The sequence below is a fragment of the Vibrio scophthalmi LMG 19158 genome, assembly GCF_000222585.1.
GTDB lineage: Bacteria > Pseudomonadota > Gammaproteobacteria > Enterobacterales > Vibrionaceae > Vibrio > Vibrio scophthalmi.
The window spans coordinates 39,052-49,688 of record NZ_AFWE01000142.1 but is presented as its reverse complement, the minus strand read 5'-3'; the positions used below and the strand labels follow the sequence as shown (position 1 = coordinate 49,688).

General features: G+C 43.7%; 12 protein-coding genes and 1 pseudogene. 10 read left to right on the top strand and 3 right to left on the bottom strand.

Features of this window, described 5'->3' with window-relative positions; translation table 11 throughout:
• The first annotated feature begins 78 nt into the window (after positions 1-78).
• The 5 genes from RH88_RS10845 (at position 79) to RH88_RS10830 (ending at position 2,433) form a co-directional block, all read left to right on the top strand.
• Positions 79-342, top strand: coding sequence for a PAAR domain-containing protein (locus tag RH88_RS10845; RefSeq protein ID WP_005595829.1), 264 nt, complete (start codon positions 79-81; stop codon positions 340-342).
• A gap of 115 nt (positions 343-457) precedes the next feature.
• Complete coding sequence (locus tag RH88_RS10840) at positions 458-1,132, top strand: hypothetical protein (protein WP_040757933.1); 675 nt, start codon at positions 458-460, stop codon at positions 1,130-1,132.
• Positions 1,129-1,689 (top strand): tetratricopeptide repeat protein, encoded by a 561-nt coding sequence (locus RH88_RS24055; protein ID WP_005595825.1) that lies wholly within the window; start codon positions 1,129-1,131, stop codon positions 1,687-1,689. The genes RH88_RS10840 and RH88_RS24055 overlap by 4 nt, the downstream gene beginning before the upstream one ends.
• The gene (locus tag RH88_RS24050) at positions 1,656-2,120 is read left to right on the top strand and encodes a hypothetical protein (protein WP_338131494.1); all 465 of its coding nucleotides are present in this window, start codon (positions 1,656-1,658) and stop codon (positions 2,118-2,120) included. The genes RH88_RS24055 and RH88_RS24050 overlap by 34 nt, the downstream gene beginning before the upstream one ends.
• Before the next feature lie 13 nt (positions 2,121-2,133).
• Positions 2,134-2,433, top strand: coding sequence for a type VI secretion system PAAR protein (locus RH88_RS10830; protein ID WP_005595820.1), 300 nt, complete (start codon positions 2,134-2,136; stop codon positions 2,431-2,433).
• On the opposite strand, the gene RH88_RS10825 is transcribed toward RH88_RS10830, so the two are convergent.
• The gene (locus tag RH88_RS10825; RefSeq protein ID WP_005595818.1) at positions 2,430-2,903 is read right to left on the bottom strand and encodes a hypothetical protein; all 474 of its coding nucleotides are present in this window, start codon (positions 2,901-2,903) and stop codon (positions 2,430-2,432) included. The genes RH88_RS10830 and RH88_RS10825 overlap by 4 nt on opposite strands.
• Positions 2,904-2,925: 22 nt before the next feature.
• Positions 2,926-4,266 carry an MATE family efflux transporter gene (locus RH88_RS10820; protein ID WP_005595817.1) on the bottom strand — a complete coding sequence of 447 codons (1,341 nt, stop codon included), beginning with the start codon at positions 4,264-4,266 and terminating at the stop codon, positions 2,926-2,928.
• Between the two features lie 133 nt (positions 4,267-4,399).
• Here RH88_RS10820 and RH88_RS10815 point away from each other — a divergent pair, with 133 nt between their 5' ends.
• The 4 genes and pseudogenes from RH88_RS10815 to RH88_RS24015 all read left to right on the top strand — a co-directional run bounded on the left by RH88_RS10815 (position 4,400) and on the right by RH88_RS24015 (position 7,445).
• A complete protein-coding gene (locus tag RH88_RS10815) occupies positions 4,400-5,341 on the top strand; it encodes a LysR family transcriptional regulator (RefSeq protein ID WP_005595815.1) in 942 nt (313 codons plus the stop codon).
• 164 nt (positions 5,342-5,505) lie between these two features.
• Entirely contained in the window at positions 5,506-5,865 is a 360-nt protein-coding gene (locus RH88_RS10810; RefSeq protein ID WP_040757932.1) for a PTS sugar transporter subunit IIB, read from the top strand.
• Between the two features lie 297 nt (positions 5,866-6,162).
• Entirely contained in the window at positions 6,163-6,723 is a 561-nt protein-coding gene (locus RH88_RS10805; protein WP_005595811.1) for a GNAT family N-acetyltransferase, read from the top strand.
• 107 nt (positions 6,724-6,830) lie between these two features.
• Positions 6,831-7,445 (top strand): annotated as a pseudogene (locus tag RH88_RS24015) (sugar O-acetyltransferase).
• 82 nt (positions 7,446-7,527) lie between these two features.
• Here the strand turns inward: RH88_RS24015 and RH88_RS10795 are convergent.
• A complete protein-coding gene (locus RH88_RS10795) occupies positions 7,528-9,525 on the bottom strand; it encodes a methyl-accepting chemotaxis protein (RefSeq protein WP_005595809.1) in 1,998 nt (665 codons plus the stop codon).
• A gap of 394 nt (positions 9,526-9,919) precedes the next feature.
• Here RH88_RS10795 and phnR point away from each other — a divergent pair, with 394 nt between their 5' ends.
• Positions 9,920-10,618 carry a phosphonate utilization transcriptional regulator PhnR gene (gene phnR / locus RH88_RS10790; RefSeq protein ID WP_005595807.1) on the top strand — a complete coding sequence of 233 codons (699 nt, stop codon included), beginning with the start codon at positions 9,920-9,922 and terminating at the stop codon, positions 10,616-10,618.
• Positions 10,619-10,637: the final 19 nt, after the last annotated feature.

The following is a 10,637-nucleotide window of genomic DNA, read 5'->3' as shown; positions in this document are numbered from 1 at the left end:
TTTTTTTGGGGGGGGGGCGCAGCTTCTTTGAGGCTTGATAAATTAGATATTTGAACACTACGAATTTAAGGACAAATAATGCCAAAAGCAGCACGTATCGGCGATATCGCCTCAGCACATGGATGTTTTCCACCCACACCGATTATCGCCGGTAGTGGCGATGTCTTTATTAACGGCACCCCTGCTGCGCGTCTGGGTGATGCCGCCGCTCCCCATGGTTGCCCATGTCCGAAAACACCACATGGATTTCATGGCCGCGCCATTTCAGCAGGCTCCGGCAGTGTTTTCATCAATGGCTTACCCGCAGCTCGAGCGGATGATATTGGAGGCCATTTCCATTGATAATCGTGAATTTTAGCGCCTCACAATTCAAGGTGCGCTCCATATTGGCAAGAAGAAAGACCTGACCCCATTGCTTTTCGTGACCCCATTGCTTTTCGTTAATATCATTGATGATATGGAAACGTTAGCCACCGACAAAGAGAATGGTCACTTTGTGGCAAATTTCCTAAACGACGAGGAATATTTAAAGCAAAACAGGCATTGGATTGAAAATATGCCCGCAGAGACGCTGGCTAAGTTGCTGGAAGTGCTGTGCCACTATAATTATCTGCCAAGCGAAAAGCTCGATTTCTTTAGTGATGTAGCGGATAAAAGAGATACAGCAGCAAAACGTAATCAAAATCAACGAAAGGCGGTCAATAAAATTCTTGGTTGGATATGCGGAAAAGTACCGTCTAAAGCGGGTCTCGCTCGCTTTGAAAATGCATTGCAACGTATGGGTTTAGACAAGCCAACGGAGTTGAATAAAACCGAACAATGGCAACGCTACGCCGAGAATATAATGAAATTAAGAGCGTTCTTTGAACAGGCATTTGACGATATTTATCAAGATCAAAACGACAAAAATGATTATATGGATAAATTAGACAAAGACTATAAAGAGTTCAAAGAACGGATTTTTCTGTTAACCGAGAATGCGAAGATAATGCAAAAGATTAGCTATTCTGGTCATACAGGTATTTTGGAAACTAAAGAGTATAGTGTTTATCAATCATCCGGGGATGAAGAGCGTTATCAAATGCTCAAAAAACAGGGCTTTAAATTGACAGATTGGATGAATCTCAAATGAAAAAAATACTAGCGCAAATTACCTTAATCAGTTGCACGTTACTCAATGGTGTCGTTTTCGCCGATACGTTAGAGCAAGCCAAGTTGCTGTTTAATCAAAAAGAGTACCAACAAGCGTATGACTTATTCTCAGAGTTGTCTGATCAAGGCGATGCGAATTCAACATTTTGGTTGGGTGTTACCCAATATAAAATGGGTCAGCGTTTTGAAGCCGGTGATACCATGTTACAAGCAGCGAACATGGGCGACCCATGGGCGATGGGAGTGCTTGGTGGTGGTGTTCTTTATCTGTCCCCACCTTGTGAATATATGGGGTGGGCTTGTGATGATGCTTGGCAAGATAAAGCGATTAAGATTTGGGAACTGCAATCCAAACAAGGTAATGGTAAAGCAACTTATGCGCGCGATTTAAGTAAACGAGATTGGTGGGAATATATACCATTTTACAGCCGCAAATTATATCAACAGCAAGCAGAGACGGGGGTAGCTCAAGGCGGCTATAGATATTTTAATTATAGTCTTTATTGGGAGTCGACAGAAAAAAAATTGAGGCATTAAATTCAGCGGCTAATAAAAGCTATGCTCCTGCGATGATAGATCTTTACTATATCTTAAACGAAGTTGATAGAGAAAAATCCGAACAGTGGGCAAACTCAGCAATTGAGTTAGGTTATGCGAAGGGGGCAAGAGCTCTTTATCTAGCGCATTATTTAGGTAATAGAGGTTACGAATTCGATGCAAAAAAAGCATATTACTATAATAGATTAACAGGTTTTCTTGGCGGCGAAGAAGATAAGGACTATGAAATTACTCATCAACTGATGGTTGATGAACGGGGACAAATCGTGAAAGACGCAGATGGTCAAATTATGTTTGATGTTCTCATTACCGAACAAGAGCAAGCTGAGTTAAATAGGCAAGTCGAAGAATTTGCCAAAGATATTAAGCCGAATATGTTTCTCGATGAAACCTCTAAGGAATTATTTTAAGTAAGGACAAATCATGCCAAAAGCAGCACGTATCGGCGATATCGCCTCAGCACATGGATGTTTTCCACCCACACCGATTATCGCCGGTAGTGGCGATGTCTTTATTAACGGCATCCCTGCCGCGCGTCTGGGTGATGCGGCAGCGCCGCATGGTTGCCCATGCCCGAAAACACCGCATGGATTTCATGGCCGCGCCATTTCAGCGGGCTCTGGCAGTGTTTTCATCAATGGTTTACCTGCCGCACGAATTGGTGATGCGATTGGTTGCGGCGGTACGGTCGCGACAGGATCACCGGATGTGACAATAGGCTAAGTGGTTAAACGTGGCGGACTTATCTTAGTAAGATGAATACCTGCCAGAGCAAATCGCTCGTAAGGATCTTTACGCTCCGATTGATACCACGATGCAGGCATTGCTTGGCTGAGGCCTAATTGCTTCAGTTGCTGCTTCTCTTGTTTGGTTATGACCGCATAATCAAGTAGGCAGGATAGAATACGTTTGGCAGATTGTGGTGTTAACTCACCATCGCGTTGGTAGCGTTTGAGCTCTCCTATGATGGTCTCAAGGGGGACTAAAGGCTCTAGTTCAGCGTGCTTTACGGTAAATACGTTATTTGAACGGCAGCTGCAATCTCTTGCTTGCTGCCAATCGGGTTTGCCAGTTTTAGTCACATAGCCACGGCTAAAACAAAAATAGCTCAGCAGGAAGCGCTCCACCATCGGCCAGCGCTCAAATTGGATTTCGAGCCATAGATGCTCAAATTCAATGTCGGTATCTTTCATAGGAGATATCATAACAGAGCGATTACGATTCCGTCATGGGGTCGACAGGGCATTTTTCGTGGTGTCGAATCGCCAATATCAACTGCACCAGCAGCAGCACTCCCGTTACCGCAAGGCCTACACCAATACCTGCCCAAATCCCGGTAAGTTGATAAGGTTTAAGCAACAACCATGCAGCTGGTAAGCCGAATAACCAATACCCAACCGCAGTAATAATCGTAGGCCCAAGTACGATTTTCATTCCTCGTAACAGGTTAATGGCGAGCAATTGCCACGCATCGACCATGAATGAAAGCGCGACGACCCACAGTACTGAAGAAAGTAGGACAGTTAAAGGTTCATCCAGATTGAATAGATGGGCGATAAATTCAGGCCAAAGTAAGAAACCGCCACACAATACGATGCTGATCAGCGTGGTTAAAGCAAAGCTGCGTAAAGCGATGTGTTTGATGGCTGAGTAGTTTTGTGCGCCATATTGTTGACCCACTAGAATCGCCGCTGCTTGAGCAAAACCAAAGTTGATGTTCCAAGTAAAACTCAAACATTGCAGCAAGATTTGATGTAGCGCGAGGGCAGCAACCCCAATAGTACCCGCCATCAGCGTCCCGCCATAAATGAGGCCGTGTTCTAACAGGGCCGCTAACGCAATGGGTAAACCCATCGCTAGCATTGGCTTTAATAGCGATAGGGAATATTCATTGAGATTCTGCCACGGTGCAAAGTGAGCAAACTCATCACGTTTAAATACCCAACTTGCATAACCAATCATTACGAGGCTTGCGCTTAATGCCGTGCCAGCCCCAAGTCCTGATAAGCCAAAATCGAAAGTGAAAGCCAGCACATAACTCAACGGTACATTGAGTAAGATCGTTAACGACGACATCACCATGATTGAGCGCACGCTGCCAAACGCACTCGTTAAGCCTCGTAACACTAAAAGCAGAAGCGAAGGCAGCATTGCCCATTTCAGAGCGTTAACGTATTGCATCGCCGGCTCAATCACCGCCTCAGGTTGTTGGGCAAAACGCAGCAACTCGGGTGCCCAAGTAAAGCTGGTAACAAGAATGACAGACAGGATGATCGCCAGCAAAACCGCGCCTTTGAGTGCTAAACGGATTTGCTGATTACCAAATTCAGGGCGAGCAACTCGTTGGCCGTAAGCGATGGCAACTAAGTTGGCGACACACCCAACAGTACTACTGGCGATAATGAATACAAATGAGTAGATAGAGGCCCCAAGCCCACCCGCGGCGAGTGCAGAAATGCTCATGCGTGACATCATCCAGACGTCAGTTAAAACCAAAGCCATAGAGATGAGCTGAGAGATGATTAGAGGGAATGCTAAAGCGAGAATTTTTCTCATCGTGTGCTCGTAGAATAAACGACAGGGTTGTCTGTTAATATTGATTATGTGACATATTTAACGTTTTATCTGCTTGGTCTTCAAATGAGATTTATGCCACTCTCATATGATCTGAAGTTATGTAAGTTGAGTGATGAAGTCTTATCCAAATTTGCCTTATAGCCATAACAGTCTGAAAGTGTTTGAATCTGTCGCCAGACGGCTGAGTTTTACACAAGCAGCGCAAGAGTTACACGTCACCCAAAGTGCCGTTAGTCGTCAAATAAAACAGCTAGAATTGGAACTCAATACTGCCTTAATTCGCCGTAAACATCGGTCTATTGAGTTAACCGAGCAGGGAAGAGAACTGTTTGAAGTATTGAGATCGAACTACCAAGAACTGCAAAGTTTACTTGAACAGTGGCAAACCCCGGTAAAGAAGCGCTTGGTGATCAAAAGTGCACTTAGTTTTGCTACCCGGGTATTAATCCCTAAAGTGGTCGAACTTAATGAGCGCTATCCAGAGCATGAAATAGTGATCATTCCTGCAATCGAAGAAGACCCCGATCTACGGCATGAGCAATGCGATATTTTGATTCTCAATACGCGTCAGCCTGAATTGTACCGAGGGAAACCTAGGGTGACATTTTTACGCGAAGAATTTATGGCACCGGTATATGCTGCGGGTGCCGAAACGACAAGGTTAGAGCTACCAGACGTGCTTGGTATGCCAAGGTTGCATGCTACGGAAGATCATTATGACTGGCAGGTATGGCTATCGAGTATCGAACAACGTGTTGCAACACCAGTCAGAAATACGTCATTTTTAAGTTTAGATTTGGCATTAAGTGCTTGCCTAGCAGGACAAGGCGCGACAGTGACGGATCTGATGTTGGTTTTGCCAGAACTTAAGCGCGGTTTTTTACATACACCGATTGATAGTCCTATCCGTCCAAGTGCTTGGCAGTATTTTGTCTATTGCCCGCACAATTCCGAGTTGGCCAGTGATTTGTGTCTATGGCTCCAGTCGCTTAATACACAGCAAGAACACAACCTACGTGAGTTGGCGAAACAATATCGATGGAACATTGACTAATCACTCACTTGCAATGCCATTCCATTGGAACAAACTCGGTGTTTCGTTGATTGATGAATAAAACAACTGACTAAGCGACAGGCTTCGTGCTATTTGTGTTCACGTCTGGTTTGGATTTGTTGAGCAGCAAAGCAAATAGGGGACATCGGGTGAAAGGGCAATTCATGACACAAGTGGTAAATGAACAGGATCGGCGCAAAACCATCGTCATTTATGGTGATGGTAATTACGCCTCGAGTGTATTCTCAAACAAACTGCAAACCTATTTCGATGATAATCAGCAACCATATCGAGTAATTTTCGCCTCTAAGCAAGCGGGCGAGCAACTTGATCTTTGTTTACAGCGTAATATCTCGCTGGTTTTCTTAGCGCCTGATGCTCACGATGTTTATCGTTCAATGCTCGATAGATTTTGTTTCGTTGCTGTGCCGGTAGCCAAAATATCGGCTCGTCACTATGGTTCAATGAACTATGAAATGGTGGCTGAGCAAGCGCTCGAATATTTGCGTTATACCACTATCTAATTAGGATTATATTGGTAGATATATCATTAAGGTGCATCGTGATTCCTTATTGATTTCTCATTATAAACAATAAGGGGTAGTTTCTTTTTTTGTAGACCTAAAGTTTAATTATCAGGTTGGGTGATTTTTTACAGCTACGATTAAAATTTATGTGCCTGGTGTCCATTTCTTTAATAAAAAGAATGAAATGGATAAATTATTAGCCACTATCCTGATATAGTTATATCAAAGCAGTTTCATTTGTGAAGCCGCTTGCGCTATAGAGAGAAAGTTGTCACAACGATAGGCCAATGATTGATGCTTGAGACTAGAAGATTAGTACTTCGCCAATGGGAAGATGAGGATTATCCACATTTTGCACGTTTGTGTGCTGACCCTGAGGTGATGGAATTTTTTCCGAAAACACTCAGCCAACAAGAGAGCGAGCAATTGGCTGGGGCCTTGCGCGCCAAGATCGACAAGAACGGCTGGGGTTTTTGGGCGGTAGAGCTAAAAACAACGGGTCAGTTTATCGGCTTTGTTGGTATTAACCTTCAAGAAGGTGACAGCGGTATTCCTAGAGCGCCACTATTAGAAATTGGCTGGCGGATCGCAAAGGCACATTGGCATAAAGGCTATGCTACAGAAGCCGCTGAGCAAGCATTGAGATACGCTTTTTGTGTTTTGGGTGTGGATGAGGTGTTTGCCTTTACTGCTAACCTCAATACCCCGTCGCAAATGGTGATGAAGCGTTTGGGAATGATCAATACGCGTTTGGATTTCAAGCATCCAAATATAGAAGAAGGCCATCCGTTGCAAATGCATTGTCTATATCGAATTGAACCTAAACAGTTAGGATCGATGCCGGTGAAATTCTAGGCCGGTCGGTCGTTCAGAGCTATCTATTCAATTAACCTATCGCATATCAGTTGTACTATTAATTCTTAATTATCTTAGCATCGACATCTAAGGTCTAAAGGTATCGCATGAACACTCGTTATAAGATGCACAATCAACAGGTCTATATTTGCGCAGATGAGTCTTTGGTTAATGAGCAACAGGCGTGTCTCGAAATACTGTACGATTTTAATGCAACACGTCCGCGCGAAACCCAGAGACGAGAAGAGTTGCTACACCGCTTGTTTGGTCAGGTCGGTAAAGATTGCTACATTGAACCACCGTGACGTGCTAATTGGGGTAAGCATACAAAGGTTGGCGATCGTTTTTATGCCAATTTTAACCTCACTCTTGTCGATGACACGACGATAACGATTGGTCATCATGTCATGATTGGCCCCAATGTTACGCTAACAACAGCGGGCCACCCGATTGATCCAGCAATACGTCAGCAAGTTGCTCAGTTTAATATTCCCATTACGGTCGGCGATAATGTTTGGATTGGAGCGAATGTCGTGGTGCTCCCAGGGGTGACAATTGGTGAGAATAGTGTCATCGGTGCGGGAAGTGTTGTCACGAAGGATGTTCCCGCCAATGCGGTTGCAGTTGGCAATCCTTGCCGCGTACTAAGGGAAATTAGTGAGCGAGATCGAGAGTTTTATTACAAGCAATTAAAATTTAGCGACTGTGATTTTGCAGTATAGTGGTCTCATTATCTATTTCTGAATATTGAAGAGCACAGCTTGAAGCTGTGCTCTTTTTGTTGTGATGCTCCGTGGCTAATTATCAAGCCAATTTGAACTGGTTGAGTTGATCTTGTAGCCCCTTAGCTTCGGTTTTATATCCAACGACGACCTCGTTAAGGGCATCCGCTTGATTGCTGGTTTGATGGGCAATCTCATTGAGAATATCGACATCTTTATCGATCGCTTCACATGCTTTTGATTGTTCAATGGTTGAATGGGCAATGGTACTGATGTGATCATTGACTTGTTCTATACCGGATTCAAGCGTTGCAATACTCTCGGTCACGTTTTTAACTGATTCAAAAGTATCGTCACTCGCTTGTTTACTCTTGGTCATATTTTCTACCGAGAATCGGGTTTTATCGGTAATTTTTGCTAATAGTTTACTGATATTCTCTGTCGCTTCTTGGCTGCGCTGAGCCAAATCTCTGACCTCGGAAGAAACAACCGCAAACCCTCTGCCATGATCACCTGCACGCGCCGCTTCAATGGCTGCATTCAGCGCTAATAAGTTGGTCTGCTCAGATACGCCGCTAATTGTCGCAACGATCTGGCTAATGCTTTGCGTATCGACTTCAAGTTCGGTTAGGCACTGCTCCGTGGCGTTGATTTGATCCATCAAACTTTGCACTGAGTTAAACGATAGACGACTTTGTTGCTGGCACAGTTGCACTTGTTTATTCATTGAGTTGGTGTCGTCCATCGCACGCTCTGCTGAGTGCGCAATCTCAACGCTTGATTGTGCCAATTGAGTCATTGCCGTCGCGATGTTGTCACATTTAGCAATGGTCGAACGGCTGCTGTTATCTAACTCTAGTGAAGATTGCACAATGCTATCTAAACGAGAGGCATTGTTGTCATTGGTTTTAGTCACTTCAAAGAGCAACTGTTTTAAGTTAGCAATCAGTTTATTGATGCTAGAAGCGATGGATGAGATTTCATCTTTGCCAGTATGGTTGAGAGTATAAGTGAGGTCGTGATTCTCAGACATTAGGTTGAGATGTGCTTTCATACTGCCTACGCGAGCACGAAGACCTTGAACCAAGGCGATGACTAAACTCGCAATGATAATACTGACCAATAGAGTCGCACCGATAAGCAGGTTACTATTAAAAATAGATTGGTTATAAACTACGGTGGCGTATTGCACCATATCGGTTTGAATCGCGTTACGTAATTGGTTAATAAGGCCAATGCGTTTGGTCGCCATAGGGAACCATTCGGTTGCACTTGGGCCTTGAATAGCATCTAACGAATTGGCTTGAGCAAGGAATTGATCTTGGATCTGCTCTACAGATTGCCATGCTTGTTGTTGCTCAAGCTGAGTGAGTTGAGTGAGATAGGCTTCAGGCATAATGATTTTCGCACTGCGCAGCGCATAATCGCTCGATTGAATATAGTCTTTTATGCTGGTGTAAGTGACAGCATTGGCGCCACCCTTAGCGTACACGCCATTGAGTGCACCTCGTGCTTGGCCTGCTCTTTCCTTAATAATGACTACGGAAATAAGCGATTTACCTAAAGCACTTAATTCGTGACTTTGTGTTTCACTGATTAACAAATCAATGTTGTCGATAATCAATTGGTTTAGATGAGAATAGAAGCCAAATGGGGCAATGTCTGGTGCTAAGCTATCAACACCTTGACGGACGGCTTTAATACGAGAGAGTTCCTCTTGTACATCCTTCTGTAAGGCTGAATTCAAATCAGAATGGAATAATGAGGCTTTGTTTTGTTGCAATTCGGCCATCGCGATATTGACGACTTTTCGCTGAGCTTTTAGGTTCTCAACGATCTTTGGATTGCCGTTACTACCCAATACCCCTGCGGTTAGTCCTCGCTCAAGTGCGAGATTATGGGCGAGATCGTCATACTTAACCACCAAATTGACCAATTGCTCATCTTTGAGTGCAGAGCTTGATTGTTTATTGAGTTCAAAAATATCTTGTGTGGCAAGTGCGATGGCAATGATTAATGGAACTCCGGCCACCAAACTGACGATAATATAAAGTGGAAACTGACGTAAAAAAGCAAACATTGCGATGATCCCCCGAGCAAGTTTATGCGTTCTTTTTATTATTAGTTTAGTTGTATATAAACCAATCAAATGGATTGAGTTGTTAATTAATCTCTTATTTGTGATAGCGAGCATGTGGCAATTTGTTAACACTCAGTGTAGCGTTCTGATGAATTGGTTTCGGTGATAGGGCTGACAAACCATACAAAATAATGGAATAGAAATGTTAAAAAATGTGTTGGATGAATATCAGTAAAGCGATGAAAATTGTTTCTTAGCGAACACACTCGCTAGTGTATCGAACCATCGATATACGGTAATATGCTTAGAGTGAATATCACCCCCAGTGAAGATATCAATGACAGCTTCGATATCGGAAATACTCTTTGGTGGGACAGACAGGAAAGGATACTTGGTGCAATACGTAAAAATTAAAGATTCAATTGTTGAGCAAATTGAATCCGGTATGCTTTCAGCACGACAAAAATTACCGTCAGAGCGTAAACTGGCTGAATCGTTTGACACCACGCGTGTTACGTTAAGAGAAGCGTTGTCTCTGCTTGAAGCAGAAGGGCGGATTTATCGCGAAGATCGTCGAGGCTGGTTTATTTCACCAGCACCGCTACGCTATAACCCGCAGCAATTAGTGAGTTTTTCTATGATGGCGGCGGCACAAAATCGAATGCCGAGTAGTTTATTACTCAACGCCAAAGCAATGCTTGCCAATAAAGAGTCCTCGCAACTATTGGGGCTTGCACCGTTTTCCGATGTGTTCTGTATTAATCGAGTACGTTGTTTGGAGTCCCGGCCTGTCGCCTATATCACTCACTATGTGCGCCCAGAGCGATTTCCTACTTTACTTGAGCACGATTTGAGTGATTCTTTAACGGATATCTATCATCATCATTACGCAACCCAATATGAACAAATTCGCTATCGAGTATCCGTTAGTATTTTAAGCGGTGAAGTCGCACAAGCTCTTCGTGCGACGGTAGGGACACCGGCAATGAAAATTGAGCGCACCCATTTCGATAAGCAAGGCCAAACCATTGATTGTCAAATTGAATATTGGCGTCATGACGTGATAAATATTGAATCGCACTTACGATTTTAGCGGTCGCTTTAAAGAGGAT

Bases quoted from the DNA above. Each gene is read 5' to 3' on its own strand.
- RH88_RS10845 (WP_005595829.1), top strand. From the start codon at position 79: ATGCCAAAAGCAGCACGTATCGGCGATATCGCCTCAGCACATGGATGT.
- RH88_RS10840 (WP_040757933.1), top strand. From the start codon at position 458: ATGGAAACGTTAGCCACCGACAAAGAGAATGGTCACTTTGTGGCAAAT.
- RH88_RS24055 (WP_005595825.1), top strand. From the start codon at position 1,129: ATGAAAAAAATACTAGCGCAAATTACCTTAATCAGTTGCACGTTACTC.
- RH88_RS10830 (WP_005595820.1), top strand. From the start codon at position 2,134: ATGCCAAAAGCAGCACGTATCGGCGATATCGCCTCAGCACATGGATGT.
- RH88_RS10825 (WP_005595818.1), bottom strand. From the start codon at position 2,903: ATGAAAGATACCGACATTGAATTTGAGCATCTATGGCTCGAAATCCAA.
- RH88_RS10820 (WP_005595817.1), bottom strand. From the start codon at position 4,266: ATGAGAAAAATTCTCGCTTTAGCATTCCCTCTAATCATCTCTCAGCTC.
- RH88_RS10815 (WP_005595815.1), top strand. From the start codon at position 4,400: ATGAAGTCTTATCCAAATTTGCCTTATAGCCATAACAGTCTGAAAGTG.
- RH88_RS10810 (WP_040757932.1), top strand. From the start codon at position 5,506: ATGACACAAGTGGTAAATGAACAGGATCGGCGCAAAACCATCGTCATT.
- RH88_RS10805 (WP_005595811.1), top strand. From the start codon at position 6,163: ATGCTTGAGACTAGAAGATTAGTACTTCGCCAATGGGAAGATGAGGAT.
- RH88_RS10795 (WP_005595809.1), bottom strand. From the start codon at position 9,525: ATGTTTGCTTTTTTACGTCAGTTTCCACTTTATATTATCGTCAGTTTG.